At 73.9% G+C, this 24,699-nt stretch carries 19 protein-coding genes and 1 pseudogene; 14 read left to right on the top strand and 6 right to left on the bottom strand.

Going from position 1 to position 24,699, the window contains the following annotated elements:
• From ABZV78_RS13620 to ABZV78_RS13610, 3 genes are all read left to right on the top strand, one after another.
• A partial coding sequence (locus ABZV78_RS13620; protein ID WP_355638345.1) for a hypothetical protein occupies positions 1 to 344 on the top strand: 344 nt, incomplete at its 5' end.
• Positions 341 to 676, top strand: a complete 336-nt coding sequence (locus tag ABZV78_RS13615; protein ID WP_355638343.1) for a hypothetical protein — start codon at positions 341 to 343, stop codon at positions 674 to 676. The genes ABZV78_RS13620 and ABZV78_RS13615, both read left to right, overlap by 4 nt.
• A 146-nt stretch (positions 677 to 822) precedes the next feature.
• A complete protein-coding gene (locus tag ABZV78_RS13610; protein ID WP_355638341.1) occupies positions 823 to 1,353 on the top strand; it encodes an HNH endonuclease in 531 nt (176 codons plus the stop codon).
• Positions 1,354 to 1,466: 113 nt separating this feature from the next.
• Here ABZV78_RS13610 and ABZV78_RS13605 read toward each other — a convergent pair whose 3' ends face one another.
• The gene (locus tag ABZV78_RS13605; protein ID WP_355638339.1) at positions 1,467 to 3,005 is read right to left on the bottom strand and encodes a recombinase family protein; all 1,539 of its coding nucleotides are present in this window, start codon (positions 3,003 to 3,005) and stop codon (positions 1,467 to 1,469) included.
• 15 nt (positions 3,006 to 3,020) lie between these two features.
• Between ABZV78_RS13605 and ABZV78_RS13600 the strand changes: the two are divergent.
• The 4 genes and pseudogenes from ABZV78_RS13600 to ABZV78_RS13585 all read left to right on the top strand — a co-directional run.
• Positions 3,021 to 3,398: pseudogene (locus ABZV78_RS13600) on the top strand (ATP-binding cassette domain-containing protein); the annotation flags it as partial.
• Complete coding sequence (locus ABZV78_RS13595; protein WP_355638338.1) at positions 3,395 to 4,918, top strand: ABC transporter permease; 1,524 nt, start codon at positions 3,395 to 3,397, stop codon at positions 4,916 to 4,918. The pseudogene ABZV78_RS13600 and the gene ABZV78_RS13595, both read left to right, overlap by 4 nt.
• Positions 4,919 to 5,026: 108 nt before the next feature.
• Entirely contained in the window at positions 5,027 to 5,449 is a 423-nt protein-coding gene (locus tag ABZV78_RS13590) for a hypothetical protein (protein ID WP_355638336.1), read from the top strand.
• Between the two features lie 2 nt (positions 5,450 to 5,451).
• On the top strand, positions 5,452 to 7,569 hold the full coding sequence (locus ABZV78_RS13585) for a bifunctional polysaccharide deacetylase/glycosyltransferase family 2 protein (RefSeq protein ID WP_355638334.1): 2,118 nt from the start codon (positions 5,452 to 5,454) through the stop codon (positions 7,567 to 7,569).
• A 13-nt stretch (positions 7,570 to 7,582) separates the two neighbouring features.
• Here ABZV78_RS13585 and ABZV78_RS13580 read toward each other — a convergent pair whose 3' ends face one another.
• Complete coding sequence (locus tag ABZV78_RS13580) at positions 7,583 to 7,747, bottom strand: hypothetical protein (RefSeq protein WP_355638332.1); 165 nt, start codon at positions 7,745 to 7,747, stop codon at positions 7,583 to 7,585.
• Positions 7,748 to 7,810: 63 nt separating this feature from the next.
• Between ABZV78_RS13580 and ABZV78_RS13575 the strand changes: the two genes are divergently transcribed.
• Entirely contained in the window at positions 7,811 to 8,752 is a 942-nt protein-coding gene (locus ABZV78_RS13575) for a threonine/serine dehydratase (protein WP_355638330.1), read from the top strand.
• Positions 8,753 to 8,781: 29 nt separating this feature from the next.
• Here ABZV78_RS13575 and ABZV78_RS13570 read toward each other — a convergent pair whose 3' ends face one another.
• Positions 8,782 to 10,878, bottom strand: coding sequence for a S9 family peptidase (locus ABZV78_RS13570; protein ID WP_355638329.1), 2,097 nt, complete (start codon positions 10,876 to 10,878; stop codon positions 8,782 to 8,784).
• A 101-nt stretch (positions 10,879 to 10,979) separates the two neighbouring features.
• Between ABZV78_RS13570 and ABZV78_RS13565 the strand changes: the two genes are divergently transcribed.
• Entirely contained in the window at positions 10,980 to 12,407 is a 1,428-nt protein-coding gene (locus ABZV78_RS13565) for an FAD-binding oxidoreductase (protein WP_355638327.1), read from the top strand.
• Between the two features lie 145 nt (positions 12,408 to 12,552).
• Here ABZV78_RS13565 and ABZV78_RS13560 read toward each other — a convergent pair whose 3' ends face one another.
• Positions 12,553 to 14,610, bottom strand: a complete 2,058-nt coding sequence (locus ABZV78_RS13560) for a SpoIIE family protein phosphatase (protein ID WP_355638325.1) — start codon at positions 14,608 to 14,610, stop codon at positions 12,553 to 12,555.
• A 181-nt stretch (positions 14,611 to 14,791) separates the two neighbouring features.
• Between ABZV78_RS13560 and ABZV78_RS13555 the strand changes: the two genes are divergently transcribed.
• Complete coding sequence (locus ABZV78_RS13555; protein ID WP_355638323.1) at positions 14,792 to 19,144, top strand: HAMP domain-containing protein; 4,353 nt, start codon at positions 14,792 to 14,794, stop codon at positions 19,142 to 19,144.
• Entirely contained in the window at positions 19,141 to 19,698 is a 558-nt protein-coding gene (locus ABZV78_RS13550; RefSeq protein ID WP_355638321.1) for a response regulator, read from the top strand. Before ABZV78_RS13555 ends, ABZV78_RS13550 begins: the two co-directional genes overlap by 4 nt.
• A 4-nt stretch (positions 19,699 to 19,702) precedes the next feature.
• On the opposite strand, the gene ABZV78_RS13545 is transcribed toward ABZV78_RS13550, so the two are convergent.
• The gene (locus ABZV78_RS13545; RefSeq protein WP_355638319.1) at positions 19,703 to 20,230 is read right to left on the bottom strand and encodes a MarR family transcriptional regulator; all 528 of its coding nucleotides are present in this window, start codon (positions 20,228 to 20,230) and stop codon (positions 19,703 to 19,705) included.
• A 67-nt stretch (positions 20,231 to 20,297) separates the two neighbouring features.
• On the opposite strand from ABZV78_RS13545, the gene ABZV78_RS13540 reads away from it, so the two are divergent.
• Positions 20,298 to 21,200, top strand: a complete 903-nt coding sequence (locus ABZV78_RS13540; protein ID WP_189193362.1) for an ABC transporter ATP-binding protein — start codon at positions 20,298 to 20,300, stop codon at positions 21,198 to 21,200.
• Entirely contained in the window at positions 21,197 to 22,789 is a 1,593-nt protein-coding gene (locus ABZV78_RS13535) for an ABC transporter permease (protein ID WP_355638317.1), read from the top strand. Before ABZV78_RS13540 ends, ABZV78_RS13535 begins: the two co-directional genes overlap by 4 nt.
• Positions 22,790 to 22,874: 85 nt before the next feature.
• Here ABZV78_RS13535 and ABZV78_RS13530 read toward each other — a convergent pair whose 3' ends face one another.
• Positions 22,875 to 23,207, bottom strand: a complete 333-nt coding sequence (locus ABZV78_RS13530) for an STAS domain-containing protein (protein WP_091261368.1) — start codon at positions 23,205 to 23,207, stop codon at positions 22,875 to 22,877.
• Between the two features lie 151 nt (positions 23,208 to 23,358).
• Here ABZV78_RS13530 and hemL point away from each other — a divergent pair, with 151 nt between their 5' ends.
• Positions 23,359 to 24,699, top strand: coding sequence for a glutamate-1-semialdehyde 2,1-aminomutase (hemL, locus tag ABZV78_RS13525; protein WP_355638315.1), 1,341 nt, complete (start codon positions 23,359 to 23,361; stop codon positions 24,697 to 24,699).

Genomic DNA, 24,699 nt, shown 5'->3' with positions numbered 1-24,699 from the left:
ATCCGAAGATGCGCCGCCGCAGCGTGGCCCGGTCCGGCGTCGAGTCGGTCCCGGTCGCCCATCACGGCGCGCCGCTGGCCGACTTCACGCCCGCCGACTACGCACGCCAGCCCGCGACCGGCTGGACCGCCGAGACACTTTGGGCCGCCGCATGGGGCTACGCCTACACGCACGGCGACGGGGCCCGGGGCGTGGCCCTGGTCGCGTTCCGCGACTTCAGCCGCGCCTACGACCGGTCCCGGAACCTTCAGCCCTCCTCGGCGCGGTCCGTCGTCCGCCAGGACGTAGAGGCCCGCCTACGTGGCGTCCGCTACTCGGCCGGACCCGAGGAGGTCGCCGAGTGACCGTCTACCGCATGTCCGAGGCCGCCCGGTCCTACCGGGTCCTACCGACGTCCCGTCAGCGTCACGACGACGGCCAGGCCGTGAAGGTGGCCCGGCTAGACGAAGACCGGTTAGCCGCCTGGTATCCCCTCGGCCAGGACGCCGTCCGCGCGGAGATCACCCGCCAGCTGGTCGCCGAGTACGGGCGCCGCGCGACCACGCCCGGGGAGTACCGGTTGCTGGTCCGATGGTTGCGCTACGCCGTCGCCGAGGAAATGGCCTGGCGGTACCCCGAGACAGGCCCGGAGAGCGCCGAGGACTTCGCCCCCTGGCCCGGGGTAGCCGCCGCTTAGTTCGGCCGCGTACGGCCGTCTGCCGAGGGGTAGAACGGCCGCCCTCGCCGATGTGATCGCCTCGCCCTGGACCGCGCCCAGGGCGAGGCGGTTTCGTCGTTTCCGGGCCCTGAACAGCCCGGCCCGCGCTGGCCCACTTCCCCTGTATGCAGATACCTCCCGCCCCGCCCGGGGCCCGCGCGATCGAACTCCGCCGGAAGAACGGCCCGAGCCTGTGGGCGTGGGTTGACGAAGCCGATTACGAGGACGTGTCGCGGTTCCATTGGTACGCGACTGTCGGCGGCCCGTACGTGGCCCGTAACGTCCGCCGCGAGGACGGCACCCGGACGATCGAATACCTTCACCGCCGATTGATCCCCGGCGCTGAGCGCGTCGACCACCGAGACGGGGACGGCCTGAACAACACCCGGGCGAACCTGCGCGCGACGACGCATGCCGAAAACATGCGCAACCGCCGAGGCCCGGCCGCGCACGGGACCTCGGGCTTCCTGGGCGTCTCCTGGCAGAAAGACCGGGGCAAATGGCAGGCGTACCTGCGCGACGACGCCGGTAAGCGCCACGTCGGCCAATTCGCCTCTCCGGTCGCCGCCGCGATCGCCCGGGACTGCGCGTGCCTGGCGGTCGACCCCGAACACTTCACCCTCAACTTCCCCGAACTGCGCGACCTGGTCGCCTGACCCTGTTTACACGCCTGCACCGAACCGAGGCCCCGTCCCTGGCAATGTCGCCGGGGGCGGGGCCTTTCGTCGTTTCCGGGCCGCGCGCCCGTCGCGGGTAGTGACCGCCGGCCTTACTCCTCGCCCGCCCACGTCGGGGTGAACGCATACCCGCCGCCCTCGGCCCGGCGCACGGTCACCCGGTCGAGTGCGAGCCGATACAGCGCCCGCCGTTCGGCCGTGTCGTTCGTCGCCAGCGCCTCGGCGAAGATCACGGGGTCGAGTAGGCCGCCGACGTCCAGGACGTCCGGGAAGGCCGCCAGAACATCCCGGGCCGCGTTCAGCCGTCCGACGGACCGCCGGTAGAGACGCTGCCAGCGTTCCGCCCCATCGGGGCCCGGGAACTCGCCGCGTTCGTACCGGGCGGCTTCGAGGTCCGCGACGTCGGCTTCCGCGACCGTGACCGCCTCGCGGGCCGCCCGTCGCTCGGCGTCGTCGGTCGGGTCCTGGCGGGTCAACCAGCGCGAGGCGACCGCCTCGAAGGCATCCGATCCCGGGTCGAGGGCCGCCAGGCGGGACAGGACGGCGTGTTCTACCCACGCTTCGGCGACACTGGCCCGGACGACCGGCCGCCCCTGACAGGCCCGCCCGTTGTGCGCCTGGCGCTGGCAACGGAAATAGGCGTGCCGCCGTTCGCCGTTCGCCTGAACCCGTTCGTTGTCGAAGACCAGGGGCCCGCCGCACTCGCACCGTAGGAGGCCGCTCAGCGCGTGTTTCGGCGCGGCCCCGACGACCGTCCGCCGCGACCCGCTCGGCGTCACGGGGGCCCGTTGTTCAATCGCCGCGAGGACCTGGGCGCGTTCGGCGAGCGTGATGATCGGTTCATCCGAGACCGTCACGGCCTCGCCGTCCAGGCCGCGTCCGACCGCGCCGTCCCGCCGAGGGTAGAGACCCGCGAGCGCTGGACTGGTCAGGATGCGTCGCAGCGACGGGACCCGCCAGCGGGGCGAGGTCTGGCCGTCGCGCGGTGTGTAGCCCTTTCCGACGGCTGGCGACGGTACGCCTGCGTCGTCCAGTCCGGCGACGATCGCCCGCAGCGACCGCCCCGCGAGGACCTGGCGGACGGCCTCCCGGATCACGTCCGCCTCCTCGGCGTGCTGCACAAGCCGCCCGCCCTGGACGACGTACCCGTATGGCCTCGGCCGCGTCCATCGCCCTTGCTGGCGGTCGCTTGCCTGCCGGTTCAGGATGCGCGCGGCGATCGCGTCCCGCTCGGCCTCGGCGACCGCGGACATGATCGACGCTGTCAGCTTGAACGACGGCGATGCACTGTCGACCCGGTCCCGGTACGTCAGCAACCGGGCGCCGGTAGCGCCCAGGGTTTCGATCAGCTTCGCCACCGCCGGCAGGCCGCCGCGACTGACCCGGTCCATAGACCAGGAGAGCAGCACCCCGGCGCGTCCCGCCTCGGCGTCCGCCAGCCATGCCCGGAAGGCGGGCCGGTCCTTTGCTGCGCCGCTCACGCCTTCGTCACGATGGACGGCGACGACGTCCAGCCCCTCGGCCTGGGCGAGGCTGCGAAGGTCCCGTTCCTGCCTGGCGAGGCTGTCTGACGCTTCGGTGACGACGGATATCCGCAGGTAGAGTGACGCGGCTTGCTGAGTCTCTGGCACGGCGAGTACCGTACCAGCGGGACGGGGCGGCGAGAGGCGCGGACGGCGGCGCTCACCTGGCTGGAGCGCCTCGGCGTGGCCGAGGTCGCCGACGCCCCGCCGGGCGAGATGTCCGGCGGCCAGCAGCAGCGCTGCGCCCTGGCCCGGGCCCTGGTCACCGAGCCGCGGGTGCTCTTCGCCGACGAGCCCACCGGCGCGCTGGACACGCTCACCGGCGAGCAGGTGCTCACCCAGCTCGTCCGGCTCGCCCGGGAGCAGCGCACCACCGTCGTGCTGGTGACCCACGAGCCGCGCATCGCCGCGTACGCCGACCGCGAGGTGACCCTGCGCGACGGGGCGGTCGACCGGTCGGGCCTCGGCCTCGACGCGCCGGTGCCGGGCGGCCCGCGGTGAACCTCGGCACCCTGTTCCGGCTCGCCCGGGCCGGCACCCGGGCCGACGCCGCCCGGGTCGCGCTGACCGCGCTGAGCGCCGCCCTGGCCACGCTGGCCGGGCTGGCCGCGCTCACCGTGCTGGCGATCCCCACCCCGGTGGCCACCGACGACAACTCCGTCCGCTGGTCCCTCCAGTACTCGAACGGGCTGCTGCGCGAACCGGGCCTGCGTGGCGGGCTGGCCTTCGCCCTGCTGCTTCTCGTCGTGCCGGTGCTCGGGTTGGCCGGGCAGTGCGCCCGGCTCGGCGCGCCGGCCCGGGACCGCCGGCTGGCCGCGTTCCGGCTGGCCGGGGCGACCCCGCGCCAGGTCACCCGGATCGCCGCCGCGGAGACCGGCCTGGCCGCCCTGCTCGGCACCGTCGGCGGCCTCGCCGCCTTCCTGGCCGGCCACCGGCTGCTGCACCGGCCCGGCGCCGACGGGCGGCTGCCGCTGCCCACCGACGTCCACCCGGCCCCGCCGGCCGTGCTGGCCGTGGTGCTCGGCCTGCCGCTGCTGGCCGCCCTGGTCAGCGCGGTGCTGCTGCGCCGGGTCACCACCACCCCGTTCGGCGTGGTCCGCCGGGTCCGCACCCGGGCGCCCTGGCCCTGGCCCGGCCTGCTGATCCTGGCCGGGCTGGCCCTGTTCGCCGCGTTCCGGCCGGTGGGCCTCTGGTACGAGCGGCGGCACGCCGAGCCGCCGCCCTGGCTGCTGCCGACGCTGCTGATCCTCGGCGCCCTGGCCGCCATGATCGGGGTGATCACCGGCACCGGCTGGCTCTCCCACGCCGCCGGCCGCCTGCTGCACCGCTACGGCCGTCGCCCGGCCGCGCTGCTGGCGGCGCGCCGGCTCACCGCCGACCCGTGGGCGGGCAGCCGCACCTTCGCCGCGCTGCTGGCGGCGCTGGTCTTCGGCGCGGGCGCCGCCGGCATCCGCGCCGACTTCCTGGCCAGCATGGAGCTGGAGCGCCGCACCGGCACCGGGATGGCCGCCCCGGGCTCCTTCTACCTGGGGGCGATGGACCTGGTCGACCTGGGGGTCGCGGTGTCCGTGGCGATCGCGGCCGGCGGGCTGCTGGTGGCGGTCGTGGAGGGGATCGCCACCCGGCGGCGGGCGTACGCGGCGCTGGTGGCGACCGGGGTGCCACGGGCCACCATCGGCCGCTCGCTGCTCTGGCAGTCGCTCGCCCCGGCGGTGCCCGCGATCGGCCTCGCGCTGGCCGTCGGCTACCTGCTCGTCCGGGGCGTGTTCCCCGCACCGAGGGGCGGCGGCTACGCGCAGGAGTTCTGCGACGCGGGCGAGCGGCTCTGTGGGGATCCGGCCACCCGGGCCCGCTACACCCGCACCGAGTGGGTGCCCGAGGTGACCGTCCCGCCGCACGTACCGTGGGAGCAGCTGGCCTGGTTCGGGGCCGGCGGGCTGGCCGCGGTGCTGCTGACCGTCGGCGCCGGCCTGCTCTTCCTGCGCGCCAGCACGACGGTCGAGGAGCTGCGCACGACCTGACGTGATGCGGCCGGCGCCGCCGGCGCTGTTTGGCTCGGAGGCCCGAGGCGCGGTCTCCCCAGCCGGCGCACCGGCCGGCGTGAGCGCGACAGCGGGAGACCCAGCACCATGCAGAACCAGCCGGGCGCCGCGCCGCCGGTGTTCGTCGACCGGACCGGCCGGCGCCGCCGGCTCACCGTGATCGCCGGCACGGCGATGGGCCTCGGCCTGCTCACCAGCTTCGGCCTGATCCTGGCCGGGCTGTTCTTCGACTCCTCGGTGCCGCTGCCCGGCTGGACCGACACGAAGGTGCCGCCGATCGAGGCCGGGGTCGACGCCCCGCCCCGGGGGGAGGAGCGGACCAGCCCGAGCCCCCGGCCCCCGTCGGTGACCAGCACCAGCCCGTCGGCGCCCGCGCCGACCGCCGTGCACACGACCGCCCCCGCCCGGGCCACCACCTCGACGGCGCCCCGCCCGACCGGAAGCGTGCCGGGGCAGGGCGACGAACGGCGCAACACCGCCAAGCCGAGCCGGACGCCGGGCAAGCCCTGACCATGGCGAGACACGTCGCCCGCCCCGACCCCCGGGCGCACTGGGTGCTGCTCCTGCTGGGCCTCGTCGCCCTGCTCGCCGCGCTGAGCTTCCACGGCCTGGTCAGCGCCGTCGGCGGCGGCTCCGGCCCGGACGAGGCACCCGACTCGCCCGGGCCGCGCGCGGTCGCCACCGGCGGGCCGGTGCTGCGGCTGGACGGCCCCACGCCGGTCAGCCGGCGGCTGCCGGCGCGCACCCTGGCGCTCACCTTCGACGACGGCCCCGACCCGCGCTGGACACCGCAGATCCTCGACGTGCTGCGCCGGCACCACGCCCACGCCACCTTCTTCGTGGTGGGCGCGCGGGTGGACGAGCACCCCGAACTGGTCCGGCGGATCCTCGCCGAGGGGCACGAGATCGGCTCGCACACCTTCACCCACGCCGACGTGACCAGCGTGCCCGGCTGGCGGGCCGGGGCCGAGCTCGCCTGGACCCGCAACGCGATCGCCGGCGTGACCGGCCGCGAGGTGACACTGTTCCGGCCGCCCTTCTCGTCGACCACCGCCGCCACCACCGACGCGCAGTACCGGGTGCTGCGGGACGCCGCCGGCAGCGGGCACGTGGCGGTGCTCGCCGACCGGGACGCCAAGGACTGGCAGCGTCCCGGCGTGCCGGCCATCGTCCGGGCGGCCACCCCACAGGGCGGCGCGGGCGCGGTGGTGCTGATGCACGACGGCGGCGGGGACCGCGGCCAGACGGTGGCCGCCCTGGACCAGCTGCTGCCCCGGCTCGCCGCGCAGGGCTACCGGTTCACCACGGTCTCCGCCGGGGTCGGCGCGCCCGACTCGATGCTCCCGGCCACCACCGGCGCCCGGCTGAGCGGCACCGCGCTGCGCTGGGCGCAGACCGGCGCCGACTGGCTGACCTCGGCGATGAACCTGCTGCTCGCGGTGGCCCTGGTGCTCGGCGTGGTCCGCCTCGCGGTGCAGGTGGTCTGCGCCCAGCGGCACGTCCGCCGGGTTCGCCGGCCACGGCGCCGGCTGCCCGAGGTCACCGCGCCGGTGTCGGTGATCGTGCCGGCGTACAACGAGGCCGCCAACATCGCCGCCACCGTGCGGTCCCTGGTCGCCAGCGCGTACCCGGCGCTGGAGGTGATCGTGGTGGACGACGGCTCCAGCGACGGCACGGCCGAGATCGTCGAGCGGATGGGGCTGCGCGGGGTACGCGTGATCCGGCAGGCCAACGCCGGCAAGCCGGCCGCGCTGAACACCGGGATCCGGGCCGCCCGCGCCGACCTGCTGGTGCTGGTCGACGGGGACACCGTCTTCCAGCCGGACACCGTCTACCGGCTGGTCCAGAGCTTCGCCGACCCGACCGTGGGGGCGATCAGCGGCAACACCAAGGTGGCCAACCGGCGTCGGCTGCTCGGCCGCTGGCAGCACCTGGAGTACGTGATCGGCTTCAACCTCGACCGCCGGATGTACGACGTGCTGGAGTGCATGCCGACCATTCCCGGCGCGATCGGCGCGTTCCGCCGCCAGGTGCTGTTCGCGGTCGGCGGCGTGCCCGCCGACACCCTGGCCGAGGACACCGACCTGACCATGAAGGTGCTCCGGGCCGGCTGGCGCGTGGTCTACGAGGAGCGCGCGATCGCCTGGACCGAGGCGCCCTCGTCGCTGCGCCAACTCTGGCGGCAGCGCTACCGCTGGTGCTACGGCACCATGCAGGCGATGTGGAAGCACCGGCACGCGCTGCGCGAGCCGGGCGCCGGCGGGAAGCTGGGCCGGCGGGGCCTCCCCTACCTGGCCGTGTTCCAGATCGTGCTGCCGCTGGCCGCGCCCGCCGTCGACATCTTCGCCCTCTACGGGCTGCTCTTCCTGCCCTGGTCCGAGTTGGCGCTGGCCTGGCTGGGCCTGCTCCTGCTCCAGGGCGGCACCGCCGCGTACGCGCTGCGCCTGGACCGGGAGCGCTTCGGCCCGCTCTGGACGCTGCCGCTCCAGCAACTCGTCTACCGGCAGGTGATGTACCTGGTGGTGGTGCAGTCGGTGGTGACCGCGGTGGTCGGCAACCGGCTGCGCTGGCAGCGGATGGTGCGTACCGGGGAGGCGGCGGCGCTGGTCGGCGGGGCACCCGCCCGCTGATCGGGGGCGATGGTCAGCGCGGGTCGAACAGCCCGGCGGACCAGGAGACGGCCAGGCCGATCAGCGCCGAGCAGCAGCAGACCACGAGGGCGGAGGCGACCACCCCGAGGATCAGCCAGACGGGCGCGCGCCGGCCCGGCCCCGGCCCGGCGTCCGCCGGCTGCTCGTCCTCGCTCACCCGGGCAGTCTAGGCGCCGGGCGCGGGGCGGCGGCCCGTCCCGCGGCGCGGCAGGATGGGGCGATGGAGCTGGTCTCGATCGCCGACGTGCGGGCCGCCGCCGAGGACGTCGCGGGCACCGTGGTGCGTACCCCGCTGCTGCCGACGCTCTGGGACGACGAGCTGTGGCTCAAGCCGGAGAGCCTGCAACCGGTGGGGTCGTTCAAGCTGCGCGGGGCGACCCACGCGGTGGCCCGGCTGGACCCGGCCGCCCGGTCCCGGGGCGTGGTGACCCACTCCTCGGGCAACCACGGGCAGGCCCTGGCGTACGCGGCCCGGGCGTTCGGCGTGCCCTGCACCGTGGTCGTGCCGGAGGGCGCGCCCCAGGTCAAGGTGGCGCGGATGCGGTCGCTCGGCGCGGACGTGCGGCTCGTCCCGCCGTCCCGCCGGCTCGCCGCCGCGGAACAGGTGGTGGTGGACACCGGGGCCGCGCTCGTGCCGCCCTTCGACCACCCGTGGATCATCGCCGGGCAGGGCACCGTGGGGCTGGAGATCGTCGCCGACCTGCCCGACGTCGACGTGGTGCTGGTGCCGGTGGGTGGCGGCGGGCTCTCCTCCGGGGTGGCCACCGCGGTGAAGGCGCTGCGCCCGTCCGCCGCCGTGGTCGGGGTGGAGCCGCTGCTCGCCGCCGACGCCCGGGACTCCCTCGCGGCCGGGCAGGTGGTGGTGTGGGAAGTCGAACGCACCTACCGGACCTGCGCGGACGGGCTGCGGACCAACCTGTCCGAGCTGACCCTGGCCCACCTGCGGGACCGGCTCGACGGCATCGTCACGGTGACCGAGGACGAGATCCTCGCGGCGACGGGGCGGCTGCTGCGCGACGCCCGGCTGGTGGCCGAGCCGAGCGGCGCGGTCGCGCTGGCCGCCCGGCTGTTCCACCGGGACGAGCTGCCGCCGGGGCGGACCGTCGCGGTGGTCACCGGCGGCAACGCCGACCCGCACGTGCTGGCCCCGCTGCTGGGCTGAGAGGCCGGCGCGCCCCTCAGCCCAGGAGGTCAGGCGCGGCCCAGCCGGTCCAGGATCCAGGCGTTGACGAACGCCTCCTCGCGCCACGCGTCGTAACGGCCGCTGGGGCCGCCGTGGCCGGCGCCCATCTCGGTCTTGAGCAGGTAGTCGCCCTGCGGAGCGACCGCCCGCAGCCGGGCGATCCACTTGGCCGGCTCGTGGTAGAGCACCCGGGTGTCGTTGAGGCTGGTCACCGCGAGGATCGCCGGGTAGTCCACCTCGGTCACGTTCTCGTACGGGGTGTACGACTTCATGTACGCGTAGACCTCGGGGTCGTCGAGCGGGTTGCCCCACTCCTCCCACTCGGTGACCGTGAGCGGCAGCGACGGGTCGAGGATCGAGGTGAGCGCGTCCACGAACGGCACCTGCGCGACGATCCCGGCGAACGCGTCCGGGGCGAGGTTGGCCACCGCGCCCATCAGCAGGCCGCCGGCCGAGGCGCCCCGGGCGACCAGCCGGTCGCTCGCGGTCCAGCCGGCCTTGACCAGGTGCCGCGCGCAGGCCACGAAGTCGGTGAAGGTGTTCTTCTTGGCCAGCAGCTTGCCCTCGTCGTACCAGCGCCGGCCCAGTTCGCCGCCGCCGCGGATGTGCGCGACCGCGAAGATCACGCCCCGGTCGAGCAGGCTGAGCCGGGCGATCGAGAACCAGGGATCCATGCTCGCCTCGTACGACCCGTAGCCGTAGATGACGGCGGGGGCCGAGCCGTCGCGCGGGGTGCCCGTGCGGCAGACCAGCGAGATCGGCACCCGCGTGCCGTCGTCGGCGAGCGCCCAGTCCCGGTGCTGCTCGTAGTCGGCCGGGTCGTACTCGCGCCCGTCCGGGCCGGGCCGGACCGGCTTCCGCCGGCGCAGCACCATCTGCCGGGTGACCAGGTCATAGTCGTAGACCGAGTCCGGGGTGACCAGCGAGGTGTAGCGCAGCCGCACCTCGCTGGTGCGGTATTCGGGGTTCGCGTCGAGCCCGACGCTGTAGAGCGGCTCGGGGAAGTCGATGTCGAAGCTGTCCCCGCCCCCGACCGGCAGCACCCGCAGGCCGGTCAGCCCGTTGGTGCGCAGCGAGACGACCAGGTGGTTCTCGAACGCGTCGACGGCCTCCAGCCGGGTGCCGGGGGTGTGCGGGATCAGCGGCGTCCAGTCGCCCGGCGCGTCCGCCGAGGTGTACGCGAGCGCGAAGTCCTCGGCGCCGTCGTTGTGCAGGATGAGGAAGCGGTGCCCGTGGTGCTCCACCGCGTACTCGACGCCCTGCCGGCGCGGGGCGATGATCGCCGGCTCGCCGGTCGGGTTGGCCGCCGGGACGACCCGTACCTCGCTGGTGATCTTGCTGTGGATGTCGATGACGACGAACCGCTCGGAGCGGGTCAGCTCGACGCCCACCCAGAACCGCTCGTCGTCCTCCTGGTGGACCACCACGTCCTCGCCCGACGCGGTGCCCACCGTGTGCCGCCAGACCCGGTTCGGCCGCCACGCCTCGTCGACCGTGACGTAGAACAGAGTCGAGGCGTCGCTCGACCAGGCGGTGCCGTAGAAGGTGTCCGGGACCTCGTCGGGGAGCACCTCGCCGGTCGACAGGTCCTTGATCCGCAGGGTGAAGCGCTCGTCGCCGGAGAAGTCGGTCGAGTAGGCCAGCCAGCGCCCGTCCGGGCTGACGTCGAACGCGCCGAGCGCGAAGAAGTCGTGCCCCTCGGCGAGCCGGTTGCCGTCGAGCAGCACCTCCTCGCCGTCGAGCGGAGCGCCGTCGGCGCTGACCGGCGGCACGGTCTCGCCGTCGCGGACGGCCCGGCGGCACTGCACGCCGTACTGCTGGCCCTCGACCGTGCGGGTGTAGTACCAGTAGCCGTCCTTGCGGGTCGGCACCGACAGGTCGGTCTCCTGGGTGCGCCGGCGGGTCTCCTCGAACAGCTCCGCACGCAGCCCGGCCAGGTGCGCGGTGCGCGCCTCGGTGTAGGCGTTCTCCGCGGTCAGGTAGGCGATCGTGTCCGGGTCGTCCTTGGCGGCGAGCCAGGCGTACTCGTCGACGACGGTGTCGCCGTGGTGGGTCCGGTCGGCCGGAACGCGCCTGGCGACGGGGACGGGGGTCTCGGTGGTCACGGGCGTCACGTTACCGGCCGGTGGGGCGCCGCCGTGGCCGCGCGCCGCCGGAATCCGGCGACTCGCCGCCAGGGCTTTCGAACATGTGTACGATAACCGCCATGGCGGCTGCAGCGCGTTCCACCGATCGACCCGGAGCCCTCGAGATCACCCGGAAGCTGGCGGAGATCTGCGGCGCGCCGTTCGCCCGCTTCGCCGGCCCGGCCGACGAGGTGGCCGGCCGGACGGCCCGCTGGGTGGCCGTGCCGGGCGGCCCGCACGCCGCGGCCGAGGTGCTCCGGCTGGCCGCGGCGCACGACCTGACCGTGGTCCCCCGCGGCGCCGGCACGAAGATCGACTGGGGCGCCGCCCCGGCACAGGTCGACATCATGCTCGACACCGGCCGGCTGGCCGGGGTCTGGCACGAGCCGCAGGGCTCCGCGGTGGCCGAGATCGGGGCCGGCACCCCGCTGCGGGCGGTGCAGGCCACTCTGGAGCGCACCGGTCGGCGCCTGCCGGTCGACGCGCCGTCTCCCGGCGCGACCCTGGGCGGGGTGCTGGCCGCCGACGAGGCCGGCCCGCTGCGCCACCGGCACGGCAGCCCGTGCGCCCAGCTCGTCGGGGTGCGTTACCTCGACGCCAACGGCGAGCTGGTCAGCGTGGGGGAGCCGGGCACCGCGCTGCTCGGCCGGGCCGGGCCGGCGCGGGGCGGCGCGGCGGCGCTCTTCGGCGCGGCCGAGGTGCCGGGGCTCGACGTGGCCCGGCTGCTCTGCGGCTCGCAGGGCGGCCTCGGGGTCCTGGTCTCGGCCACCATGCGGGTGCAGCCCGTGCCGGCCGGCCGGGTCTGGGTGTCCCGTCCGGTGTGGACCCCGCTGGAGGTGCACGACCTGGTCCGAGCGGTGCTCGCCGCCCGGCTCGACCCGGCGGCCGTCGAGCTCGACCTGCCGGTGCCGGTGCCGCTGCCGCGCCGGCGGATCCCCGCGTCCCACCCGTCCGTGGCCAACCGGCCCGACCATCCGGCGGTGACCGGGCGGCCGGTGCGACCCGCCGCCGCGGGCAGCCTGGTCGTGCTGCTCGAGGGTGGGCCGGCCGACGTGGCGGAGCGGGCCGACCGTCTCGCCGCGCTGCTCGGCCCCGAGGCCGTCGTCAACCATGCCGCCCCCGACTGGTGGGGCCGCTATCCGTTCGCGCCCGGCGACACCGCGCTGCGGATCGAGGTGCCCATCAACGACCTGCACGCCGCCGTCTACGCGCTGCGCGACGCGGCCGGCACCCCCGTGCCGGTGCGCGGCTCCGCCGGAATCGGCGCCGTGCACGCGGCGCTGCCCGGCTCGCTGCCGCCCGACCGGGTGGCCTCGATCCTCGCCGCCGTGCGAGGCGTGCTCCTCGCGCGCCAGGGCCGCTGCGTGGTGGTGTCCGCCCCCGCGCCGGTCCGCCGTGCCGTCGACCTCTGGGGCGAACTGCCCACCCTGCCGGGCCTCCGCACCGCCAAGGCCCACCTCGACCCCCACCACCGCCTGTCCCCGGGCCGCCTCCCCGGCGGCCTCTGACCCCCTCCGGCGGGGCGACCGGATGCTCGCCTGCTCCGGGCCGTTTCGTTGATCATGAGGTTGGCGGCGACAAAAGGGACATCCAGCGCCGCCAACCTCATGATCAACCGGGCGAGGCGAGGCGAGGCGAGGGGGTGGGGGTGGGTTAGAGGGCGTCGTTGCGGAGGACCAGGACGGCTATGTCGTCGCGTGGGGGTTCGACGGAGAAGGCGATGGCGGTGGCGCGGAGGCGGGCGGCGACCACGTCCGCGGAGTAGCCGGCCAGCGGCGCCGCGGCCTCGCGCAGCCGGTCGGTGCCGAACAGTTCCCGGCCGCGCCGCCGCTCGGTGACCCCGTCGGTGTAGAAGATCAGCGAGTCACCCGGCTTGAGCGCGATCTCGGCGGTCGGGGTGGCGATCGAGTCGAGCAGGCCGAGGGCCGTGCCGCCGGTGCCGACGAAGCCCGCCCCGCCGCCGCCGTGCAGCAGCACCGGCCGGTCGTGCCCGGCCAGGTGCAGGGAGACGTCGAGTTGGTCGCCGTCGCCCGGCCCGACTGCCGCCAGCGCCAGCGTGCAGTAGCGGCCGCCGCCCCGCTCGACCAGCGTCTCGTTGAGCCGGCCGAGCACCTCCGGCAGCGGCTTGCCGTCGCCGACCAGCACCCGGATCACGTCCCGGACGAGGCCGGTCACCGCCGCCGCCTGCACGCCCTTGCCGGAGACGTCGCCGACCACCACGAGCCACCGGCCGTCCGGCAGCGGCACCACGTCGTAGAAGTCGCCGCCGACCTCGGCGTCGTCGCCGGTCGGGACGTACTCGGCGGCGAAGCCGATGCCCTCGACCACCGGGAGCACCGGCGGCAGCAGCGACTGCTGGAGGGTCTGCGCGACCCGCCGGCGCTCGGCGTGGATCCGGGCGTTCTCGATGGCCAGCGCGGCCCGCCGGGCCACGTCCTCCAGCACCGAGACCTCGTCGGGGTCGTGCCGGTGCCGCTGGTGGCGGCCCACGGCCAGGGTGCCGAGCCGCTGACCGCGGGCGATCAGGGGTACGGCGAAGCCCTCCATCGGCCCGCCCAGCGGAACCTGCGCCGCGCTCCGCGACGCCTCCCGCAGCCGGGCCTGGATCGAGTCCGGCCCGGTCTCCTGGAGCACCCGGTGCAGCTGCGGCAGCACCGCCTCGTCGGCGTGGCTGGCCGCGGCGAGCCGCAGCCGCCCCCACTCGTCGGTGGTGTGCACGGCGCACCACTGACCCAGCCGGGGCACCACGAGCTGCGGGACGAGCGCCATGGTCAGCTCGACGTCCAGCGACTGGGCGAGCAGCTCACTCGCCTCGGCGAGGAAGGTCAGCCAGGCCGACCGGCGGACGTCGGCCCGGCGCAGCCGGTCGTTTTCCAGGTGCAGGGAGAGCCGCTCGGCGGCCAGCACCGCGAGCGGCCGGGCGTACGCCGAGGGAGCCGCGTCCAGCTCCAGCTCGCCGACGTACGGGCGGTGCACGGCGAGCGGGACACGGAGCAGCTCGTTGCCCTCCCGGGGCTGCCGGCCGTAGCGGGCGAGCACCTGGCCGCCCTGCCCGTCGCCGCGGTCCAGGCGCACCACGCCGCCGGCCGCGCCGACCATCTCGGCGACCCGGGTCAGGAGCCCGGCGGCGAACTCCGGCAGCGGGTCGTCCGCGTACGGGTCGGGGGTGGTCTGCATCAGCTCGCTCATGGCGGCGGCGCTCGGGGTGCCCCCGTCCGCGTCGGCCTGGGTGGCGAGCGCCGCGCCGGCCGGCCGGGGGGCCGCCGCCACGTCGGGCCGGTCGAGCCGGAACCAGACGCCCTTCCCGGTGGGCAGGTAGGTGGTGCCCCACCGGCTGGCGAAATGGTCGACCAGCAGCAGCCCGCGCCCGCGCTCGGCCACCTCGGTGATGTCGGAGGTGGTGTTCCGGACGCCGACGAGCAGCTCGTCGACCGGGCCGGCGGCGAAGTCGGTCACCGTCACGCTGAGGCCGGCCGGGTCGGCTTCGACCTCGATGTCCAGTTCGGTGCGCGCGTGCTCGACCGCGTTGGTGGTGAGTTCGGTGGTGAGCAGCAGCGCCTCGTTGAGCAGTTCGGGCAGCTCCGCCTCGGCGAGCACGGATCGCACCAGCGCCCGGGCCGCGGCGGGCGTACGCCGGTCGGCGGGGAGGCGCACCCGTCGGACGTGCTCCTCCGGGCCGCCGTTCATGGCCGGCCCCGCCTCCGCTGACACCTTCGTATCCTCCACCGCCGCCACCCCGGGTGCCAAGCCAGTCCGCCGATCCGGTCGCCGAGGTACAGATCGGGCGTGGCGCGGGCTCGCCACCCGTGGCCTCGACGCGATACGCGGCAGAATGGTGGGATGGCCGCGTGTCGGCACGAGCCTGATGGCCCCCGAGCTGAGCGAGGAACTGATGACCACGGCGAAACAACTGGTAGCCGGGGACGATCACGAGGTGATCCTCGGCGAGCTGGTCGAGGCGCTGCGGCGGGTGCGTCGCGGCGACCTCCGGGTCCGGCTGCCCAGACGAGCCGGCCTGGCCGGCGAGGTGGCGGACACCTTCAACGACGTGGTGTCGCTCCAGGAGCGGCAGCACCTGGACCTGCGCCGGATCAGCCGGGTGGTCGGTCGCGACGGCCGGCTGACCGAGCGCCTCGACGACGAGGGTCTGGACGGCTCCTGGGCGGAGGGCCGGCGGGCGGTCAACTCGCTGATCGACGACCTGGGCCGCCCGACCACGGAGATCGCCCGGGTGATCGTGGCGGTGGCCGACGGCGACCTGTCCCAGCACATGGCGCTGGAGATCGACGGCCGCCCGCTGCGTGGTGAGTACCTGCGCATCGGCCGGACCGTGAACACCATGGTCGACCAGCTCTCGTCGTTCGCCGACGAGGTGACCCGGGTGGCCCGCGAGGTGGGCACCGAGGGCAAGCTGGGCGGCCAGGCCGACGTCCGGGGCGTCGCCGGCACCTGGAAGGACCTCACCGACTCGGTGAACACCATGGCGTCGAACCTCACCGGCCAGGTGCGGTCGATCTCCCAGGTGGCGACCGCGGTGGCGAAGGGCGACCTGTCGCAGAAGATCACCGTCGGCGCCCGCGGTGAGGTGGCCGAGCTGGCCGACACCATGAACTCGCTCACCGACACGCTGCGGCTCTTCGCCGAGCAGGTGACCCGGGTGGCCCGCGAGGTGGGCACCGACGGGAAGCTCGGCGGCCAGGCCGAGGTGCCGAACGTGGCCGGCACCTGGAAGGACCTGACCGACAGCGTCAACTCGATGGCGTCGAACCTGACCAGCCAGGTCCGCAACATCGCCCAGGTCTCGACCGCGGTGGCCCGTGGCGACCTCTCCCAGAAGATCACGGTGGCCGCGCAGGGCGAGATCCTGGAGCTGAAGGACACCGTGAACACGATGGTGGACCAGCTGTCGTCGTTCGCGGACGAGGTGACCCGGGTGGCCCGCGAGGTGGGCATCGAGGGCAAGCTGGGCGGGCAGGCCCAGGTGCGCGGGGTCTCCGGCACCTGGCGCGACCTCACGGAGAACGTGAACCAGCTCGCCGGCAACCTGACCAGCCAGGTCCGGAACATCTCGCAGGTCTCCACGGCGGTGGCCAAGGGTGACCTGTCGCAGAAGATCACGGTGGACGCGCAGGGCGAGATCCTGGAGCTGAAGAACACCGTGAACACCATGGTCGACCAGCTCTCGTCGTTCGCGGACGAGGTGACCCGGGTGGCCCGCGAGGTGGGCACCGAGGGCAAGTTGGGCGGTCAGGCGCAGGTGAAGGGGGTCTCCGGCACCTGGCGCGACCTGACCGACAACGTGAACTCGATGGCGTCGAACCTGACCAGTCAGGTGCGCAACATCGCGTCGGTGACCACCGCCGTCGCCAAGGGTGACCTGGGTCAGAAGATCACGGTGGACGCCCGGGGCGAGATCCTGGAGCTGAAGTCGACGGTCAACACGATGGTCGACCAGCTGTCTTCGTTCGCCGACGAGGTGACCCGGGTGGCCCGGGAGGTGGGCACCGAGGGCAAGCTCGGCGGCCAGGCCCAGGTACGCGGTGTCGCCGGCACCTGGCGCGACCTCACCGACAACGTGAACTCGATGGCGTCGAACCTGACCGCCCAGGTGCGGAACATCGCCCAGGTGTCCACGGCGGTGGCCAAGGGCGACCTGTCGCAGAAGATCACGGTGGACGCCCAGGGCGAGATCCTGGAGCTGAAGTCGACGGTCAACACGATGGTCGACCAGCTCTCCTCGTTCGCCGACGAGGTGACCCGGGTGGCCCGCGAGGTGGGCACCGAGGGCAAGTTGGGCGGCCAGGCGCAGGTGAAGGGCGTCAGCGGCACCTGGCGCGACCTGACCGACAACGTGAACTCGATGGCGTCGAACCTGACCGGCCAGGTGCGCAACATCGCCTCGGTCACCACCGCCGTCGCCAAGGGCGACCTGGGCCAGAAGATCACGGTGGACGCGCAGGGCGAGATCCTGGAGCTGAAGAACACCGTGAACACCATGGTCGACCAGCTCTCGTCGTTCGCCGACGAGGTGACCCGGGTGGCCCGCGAGGTGGGCACCGAGGGCAAGCTGGGCGGCCAGGCGCAGGTGAAGGGGGTCAGCGGCACCTGGCGCGACCTGACCGAGAACGTCAACCAGCTCGCCTCGACCCTGACCACCCAGCTCCGGGCGATCTCCCAGGTCTCCACCTCGGTGACCCGGGGTGACCTGACCCAGCGGATCAGCGTGAAGGCGCAGGGCGAGGTCGCCGAGCTGAAGGACAACATCAACCAGATGATCGTCACCCTCCGGGAGACGACCAAGAAGAACGCCGAGCAGGGCTGGCTCGACTCGAACCTGGCCCGCATCGGCGGCCTGCTCCAGGGCCAGCGGGACCTCGGCGAGGTCTGCCGCATGATCATGATGGAGGTGACCCCGCTGGTCGACGCGCAGCTCGGCGCGTTCTTCCTGGCGGACAGCTCCGAGGGGAGCATGCGGCTGCGGCTCACCGCCTCCTACGGCTACGTGGCGCGCGGGCACGACGTGACCTTCGGCCCGGGCGAGGGGCTGGTCGGGCAGGCCGCCCTGTCCCGGCGGACCATCCGGGTCAACGCCCAGCCGGACGGGCGCCTGGTGCTGCGCTCCGGCCTGGCCGAGACGCCCCCGGCCGACCTGGTGGTGCTGCCGGTCCTCTTCGAGGGCGAGCTGCTCGGCGTGATCGAGTTCGCCGGGGTGACCACCTTCTCCGAGCTGCACCTGGCGTTCCTGGAGCGGCTGGTGCTCACCATCGGCGTCGCGGTCAACACCATCCAGGCCAACCGGCGTACGGAGGAGCTGCTGGCGCAGTCGCAGCGGCTGGCGCACGAGCTCCAGGAGCAGTCGGCGGAACTCCAGCGCACCAACGCCGAGCTGGAGGACAAGGCGAAGCTGCTCTCCGAGCAGAAGACGAACATCGAGACGCAGAACCGGGAGATCGAGCTGGCCCGGCTCGGCCTGGAGGAGAAGGCGCAGCAGCTCACCCGGGCGTCGGCGTACAAGTCGGAGTTCCTGGCCAACATGAGCCACGAGCTGCGTACGCCGTTGAACTCGCTGCTCCTGCTGTCCCGGCTGCTGGCCGAGAACCCGGAGCAGAACCTGAGCCCGAAGCAGATCGAGTTCGCCCGGACCATCCACGGCGCCGGGTCGGACCTGCTCTCCCTGATCGACGACATCCTCGACCTGTCCAAGATCGAAGCGGGCCGGATGGACGTGGAGCCGACCGAGATCCACTTCTCCGAGATCCGCAGCTACGTCGAGCAGGCGTTCGCGCCGCAGGCCGAGGAGAAGGGCCTCGACTTCCAGGTCCGGATCAGCAAGGACCTGCCGCCGGCGCTGGTCACCGACGCCCAGCGGTTGCAGCAGATCCTGCGCAACCTGATCTCCAACGCGGTGAAGTTCACCGACAACGGCGCGGTGACCCTGCGGATCGCGCCGGCCGCCGAGAACGCGGTCTTCGACGTGCCGGCGCTGACCAACGCCCGGCAGGCCATCGCGTTCACGGTGATCGACACCGGCATCGGCATCTCGGACGACAAGCTCTCGCTGATCTTCGAGGCGTTCCAGCAGGCCGACGGCACCACCAGCCGGCGCTACGGCGGCACCGGCCTGGGCCTGTCGATCAGCCGGGACCTGGCCCGCCTGCTCGGCGGCACGATCACCGTGTCCTCCGCGCCCGGGCAGGGGTCGACGTTCACGCTCTTCGTACCCGATGTGCTGGCGCCGGACGCGGTGGTGGCGCCGGCGCCGCCCTCGCCGCAGCGCGCGGGTCTGCCGTCGTCCCTGCTCATGCCCATGGAGCTGCCACCGCCGCAGGAGACCCCGGCGGCCCGCCGGCTGGAGGGCGTGACCGTTCTGATCATCGACGACGACGTCCGGAACGTGTTCGCCCTGACCTCTGCGTTGGAACTTCACGGGATGACCGTGTTGTACTCGGACAACGGGGCGGACGGCGTCCGCCAACTGGCCGAGCATCCGGAGGTGGACATCGTGTTGATGGACGCGATGATGCCGGACCAGGACGGCTACGAGACGACCGCGCAGATCCGGCGCAACCACCGCTTTGCGGACCTGCCGATCGTGTTCCTGACCGCGAAGGCGATGCCCGGTGACCGGGAGTCGGCGATCGCGGCCGGGGGCAGCGACTACATCACCAAGCCGGTCGACCTGGACGAGCTCATCGAGCTGATGGCGTCCTGGGTCGGCCGGAGCCGAGGCGAGGAGAATCCGTGACCCAGATGGCCAAGGCGCTGCTGGTGGACGACCGGCGGGAGAACCTGATGGCCCTGGAGGCGATCCTCCAGGGGCTTCCGGTGCAGTCGGTCGCCGTGGAGAGCGGCGAGGCGGCGCTCAAGCAACTCCTCGTGGACGACTTCGCGGTGATCCTGCTGGACGCCCAGATGCCGGACATGGACGGCTTCGAGACCGCCACCCACATCAAGCGGCGCGAGCGGACCCGGCACGTGCCGATCATCTTCCTCACCGCGGCGGACAAGGACGCCCAGCTCGCCCTGCGCGGCTACGCGGTCGGCGCGGTCGACTACCTGACCAAGCCCTTCGACCCGTGGGTGCTGCGGGCCAAGGTGTCGGTCTTCGTCGAGCTGTGGGTGAAGACCCGGCAGCTCGCCGCCCAGTCGGACCTGGTGCGGGAGCGCGACGCCCAGTGGCGGGTGCTCACCGACGCGGTGGACGAGGCGACCGCGCTGCTGCGCGCCGACGACGACGCGGAGTCCCGGGAGCGCGCGGTGGACCTGCTGGAGCAGGCCCGCTGGGGCAACACCGCCTGAGCGCTCAGGCGCCGGCCCGGTCGCCGCGTCCCGTCGCGGCGCGCCGGGCCTGCCACCGTTCGCCGAGGGCGTCGATCTCCTCCTGTACGAAGAGGAAGAAGTCCCGCATCTCGGCCACCCGCTCTCCCGCCGGCGTGTTCCGCCCGTGCAGCGCGTCCACCCCGCCGTTGGCGATGTCGATGAAGTTCTTGTAGAGGCCCGTCTTGGTGATGGTGGCCTCGTACCAGGCGTTGGCCGGCATCCGGTAGCGGTCCCGGCGGGAGCCCTTGACCGGCTCGCGGACCAGCATGGCGAACTGGGTCAGGTAGCGCACGGCGCCGGAGACCGCCGCCGCGCTGACCCCCAGCCGCTCGCCGATCTCGGCGGCGGTCAGCGGCTCGTCCGCGCTCATCACGGTGAACAGCACCCGGCCGGCCATCCGGGGGAAGCCGACGTCCGCGAAGGCCATCGCCATCCGTTCGACGAAGAGGTGGACCTCCTCCTCGTCGGGGCGGGGTGGCGTGGTCATCGGCGTCATCTCCTCGGTGCTCATCGCATCCGATTGTCTCTCAGATCTCACAGTCTTCACAACTTTGTGAAACCAGCGTAGCTTCCGAAGTATGGAAACTCCCATTGAGGTGTCCGGCCTGGTGAAGACCTTCGGCCGGACCCGAGCCCTCGACGGACTCGACCTGACCGTCCGCGCCGGCGAGGTGCACGGCTTCCTGGGCCCCAACGGCTCGGGCAAGTCGACCACCATCCGGGTGCTGCTCGGTCTGCTGCGGGCGGACGCGGGGGCGGTCCGACTGCTCGGCGGCGACCCCTGGCGGGACGCCGTCGCCCTGCACCGCCGGCTCGCGTACGTGCCCGGTGACGTCACCCTCTGGCCCAACCTGAGCGGCGGCGAGGTGATCGACCTGCTCGGCCGGCTGCGCGGCGGGCTCGACCCGAAGCGCCGGGCCGAGCTGCTGGAGTCCTTCGAGCTGGACCCGCGCAAGAAGGGCCGCGCCTACTCCAAGGGCAACCGGCAGAAGGTCGGCCTGGTGGCCGCGCTCGCCTCCGACGTCGAGCTGCTCATCCTCGACGAGCCCACCTCCGGGCTCGACCCGCTCATGGAGGAGGTCTTCCAGCACTGGGTACGCCGGGCCAAGCAGGACGGCCGCACCGTGCTGCTCTCCAGCCACATCCTGGCCGAGGTGGAGGCGCTCTGCGACCGGGTGACGATCATCCGGAACGGCCGGGCCGTCGAGTCCGGCACCCTCACCGAGCTGCGCCACCTGCACCGCACCTCGATCGACGCCGAGGTGGCCGCCCCGCTCGACGGGCTGGCCGACCTGCCTGGCGTGCACGACCTGCGGGTGGACGGCAACCGGGTGCGCTTCGACGTGGACTCGGCCGCGCTGGACGCCGCCCTGCGGCGCCTCACCGAGCTGGGCGTACGCAGCCTGGTCAGCACGCCGCCGACGCTGGAGGAGCTGTTCCTGCGGCACTACGAGGCGGTCCCCGAGGAGCTGACCCGATGAGTGCTCTCACCGGAACCCGTCACCTGGCCCGGCTCATCCTGCGCCGGGACCGGGTCCTGCTCCCGCTCTGGGTGCTGGTCCTCGCCGTGCTGCCGATGACGTACGCGACCAGCTTCTTCGAGCTGTTCCCCACCGACGCCGAGCGGGCCGCGTACGCCGCCGGCACCGCCCGCAACCCCTCCATCGTCGCGCTGCTCGGCCCGGTCTACGGGGAGAGCGTCGGCGCGCTGACCGCCCAGCGCGGCGGCTTCCTGCTGGTCATCGTGGCGCTGGCCAGCCTGCTCACGGTGATCCGGCACACCCGCGTCGAGGAGGAGGCCGGCCGGCGGGAGCTGCTCGGCGGCGGGGTGCTCGGCCGGCACGCCGGGCTGACCGCGGCGCTGCTCGTCACGTACGCGGCCGATCTGCTGCTCGGCCTGCTCACCGCCGCCGGCCTGGCGTCCACCGGGCTGCCGGCCGCCGGCTCGTTCGCGTACGGCCTCGGCGCCGCGCTGACCGGCGTGGTGTTCGCCACGCTCGGCGGGTTGGCCGCCCAGCTCACCGAGACGGCGGGCGGCGCCCGCGGCATCGGGATCGCCGTCCTCGGCGCCGCGTTCGCGCTGCGGATGGTCGGGGACACCGCCAGCAACGACTGGCCGAGCTGGCTCTCCCCGCTGGGGTGGGCGCCCCGGATCCGGCCCTTCGAGGGGGAGCGCTGGTGGGTGTTGGCGCTGCCGCTGGTCGCGTCGGCGCTGCTCGCCGCGGTCGCGTACCCGGTCTCGGTGCGTCGCGACCTGGGCGCCGGGGTGCTGCCGCCCCGGCTCGGGCCGGCCACCGCGGGCCGGGGGCTCGCCGGCCCGTTCGGGCTGGCCTGGCGGCTGCACCGGGGGCAGATCCTCTGGTGGTCGGTCGGCTTCGGCCTGCTCGGGCTGATCCTCGGCGGCGCCGCGGAGGCGGCCGGCCGCTCGGTCGAGGGGAACCCGCAGCTGGAGCAGATCATGGCCCGGATCGGCGGGGCCTCCGGCCTGGCCGACGCCTACTTGGGCGCCACGCTCAGCCTGGCCGGGCTGGCCGCGGCCGGCTACGGCATTCAGGCCGCGCTGCGGATGCGCGCCGAGGAGTCCGCCGGGCACGCCGAACCGGTGCTCGCCACCGGCACGCACCGTTCCACCTGGCTGCTGTCGCACGTGGTGTTCGCGCTGGTCGGCCCGGTCGTGGTGCTCGCCGTGACCGGCCTGGCCACCGGCCTGACGTACGGGCTCAGCGTGGGGGACGTGCCCCGGGAACTGCCGCGGATGCTCGGCGCCGGGCTGGCCCAGGTGCCGGCCGCCTGGGTGCTGGCCGGGCTCGCCGTGCTGCTCTACGGCCTGCTGCCCCGGCTCGCCCCGGTGGCCTGGGCAGTGCTGGCGGTCTGCGTGCTGCTCGGCCAGCTCGGCGCGGTGCTCGAACTCGACCAGTGGCTGCTGGACCTCTCCCCGTTCACGCACACCCCCCAGGTCCTCCGCGACACCTGGAGCGCCACCCCCCTCTGGGCCCTCGCCGCCGTCGCCCTGGCCCTGGCGGCAACCGGCCTGACGGCCTTCCGCCGCCGCGACGTCCCCATCACCTGACCCCCGGCCCGTCGATCATGAAGTTGGCGGCACTTGTGGAGATCCACATCGCCGCCAATTTCATGATCAACGCGAAAGGGGGGCCTCAGGGGGCCGTTTCGTTGCGGATCATCAGGGCGCTTCGTAGGCCGGTGATGTCCAGGACCCGGAGGAGGAAGTCGCCGACGTTGCTCAGGACCAGCAGGCTCTGGGCGTGGCTGGCCTTGCGGCTGAGCACCACGAGGGTGCCGAGCCCCTGCGAGTCGCAGAAGGTGACGCCGCCCAGGTCGAGCACGATGCGCGGCGGGGGGTCGGCCAGCACCTCGTTGACGACCGTCGACAGCTGGGCGGCCGTGAGCATGTCGATCTCACCGGCGAGGCGAAGCACCGCTTCGTCACCCGTCCGGTGTAGCGTGATGGACAGTTCGGCACGATCCACCCGGTCAGCCTATCGCGATCTCGACCAACGGGCCCGTCGAGCGACCCGCCGGTCGCTGCGCCACGCCGAACGGACGAGGGCGTGAGCCGGGTAACCCCCGATGCGGGGTGCCTGCCGATCAGCCACTTGGCGCTGACACAATGGCGGCATCGTGACCGATACCTTTTCCGCCGGATCCGGCCGCTACCCGGCCGACGCACCGGCCTCCGAGGCCCTGTTCGACCGCGCCAAGGCCATCGTGCCCGGCGGGGTCAACTCCCCCGTGCGCGCGTTCCGTGCCGTCGGCGGCACCCCGCGCTTCATGGTCCGGGGGGAGGGTCCCTGGCTCTTCGACGCCGACGGTCGCCGCTATGTCGACCTGGTCTGCTCCTGGGGCCCGCTGATCCTCGGTCACGCCCACCCGGCGGTGGTCGAGGCGCTGCGCGAGGCCGCGGCCCTCGGCACCAGTTTCGGCACCCCGACCCCGGGCGAGGTCGACCTGGCCGCGGAAATCGTCGCGCGTACCCCCGTTGAGCAGGTCCGCCTGGTCAACTCGGGCACCGAGGCGACCATGTCGGCGATCCGGCTGGCCCGCGGTTTCACCGGCCGCGCCAAGATCGTCAAGTTCTCCGGCTGCTACCACGGCCACTCCGACGCGCTGCTGGCCGCCGCCGGCTCGGGTGTGGCCACCTTCGGCCTGCCCGACTCGCCCGGCGTGACCGGTGCGGCCGCCGGCGACACCATCGTGCTGCCCTACAACGACCTGCGCGCCGTCGAGGAGGTCTTCGCCGCCGAGGGCCCGCACATCGCGGCGGTCATCACCGAGGCGGCCGCCGGCAACATGGGCGTGATCGCCCCCCGCGACGAGTTCAACCAGCAGCTCGCCCGGATCGCCCACGCGCACGGCGCGCTGCTGATCGTCGACGAGGTGATGACCGGGTTCCGGGTCTCCCGCGCCGGCTGGCACGGCCTCGACCCGTCGGACGCTGACCTGTGGACGTACGGGAAGGTCATGGGCGGCGGCCTGCCCGCCGCGGCGTTCGGCGGGCGCGCGGAGATCATGGCGAGGCTGGCCCCGGCCGGCCCGGTCTACCAAGCCGGCACGCTCTCCGGTAACCCCCTCGCCTGCGCCGCCGGCCTGGCCACGCTGCGGCTCGCCGACGACGCGCTCTACCGCCGGCTCGACGAGACGGCCGCCGCCGTGGGCAAGCTCGCCACCGAGGCGCTGGCCGCCGCCGGGGTCCCGCACCGCCTGTCGTACGCGGGCAACATGTTCTCGATCTTCTTCACCGACGCCGACGTGGCCGACTACGACAGCGCCCGCACGCAGCAGGTGCCCGCGTTCAAGGCGTTCTTCCACGCCATGCTCGCCGCCGGCGTCTACCTGCCGCCGAGCGCGTTCGAGTCGTGGTTCGTGTCGGTGGCGATCGACGACGCCGCCCTGGAGCAGATCGCCGCGGCCCTGCCGGGAGCGGCGAACGCGGCGGCAGCGGCAGGACACGGGGGGGACTAA

Origin of the sequence: Micromonospora sp. NPDC004540, from assembly GCF_040610095.1 — a bacterium.
In the GTDB taxonomy this organism is placed as follows: Bacteria; Actinomycetota; Actinomycetes; order Mycobacteriales; family Micromonosporaceae; genus Micromonospora.
This window is presented reverse-complemented; position numbering and strand designations above follow the sequence as displayed.

Bases quoted from the DNA above. Each gene is read 5' to 3' on its own strand.
- ABZV78_RS13610 (WP_355638341.1), top strand. From the start codon at position 823: ATGCAGATACCTCCCGCCCCGCCCGGGGCCCGCGCGATCGAACTCCGC.
- ABZV78_RS13590 (WP_355638336.1), top strand. From the start codon at position 5,027: ATGCAGAACCAGCCGGGCGCCGCGCCGCCGGTGTTCGTCGACCGGACC.
- ABZV78_RS13585 (WP_355638334.1), top strand. From the start codon at position 5,452: ATGGCGAGACACGTCGCCCGCCCCGACCCCCGGGCGCACTGGGTGCTG.
- ABZV78_RS13575 (WP_355638330.1), top strand. From the start codon at position 7,811: ATGGAGCTGGTCTCGATCGCCGACGTGCGGGCCGCCGCCGAGGACGTC.
- ABZV78_RS13565 (WP_355638327.1), top strand. From the start codon at position 10,980: ATGGCGGCTGCAGCGCGTTCCACCGATCGACCCGGAGCCCTCGAGATC.
- ABZV78_RS13555 (WP_355638323.1), top strand. From the start codon at position 14,792: ATGACCACGGCGAAACAACTGGTAGCCGGGGACGATCACGAGGTGATC.
- ABZV78_RS13545 (WP_355638319.1), bottom strand. From the start codon at position 20,230: ATGAGCACCGAGGAGATGACGCCGATGACCACGCCACCCCGCCCCGAC.
- ABZV78_RS13540 (WP_189193362.1), top strand. From the start codon at position 20,298: ATGGAAACTCCCATTGAGGTGTCCGGCCTGGTGAAGACCTTCGGCCGG.
- ABZV78_RS13535 (WP_355638317.1), top strand. From the start codon at position 21,197: ATGAGTGCTCTCACCGGAACCCGTCACCTGGCCCGGCTCATCCTGCGC.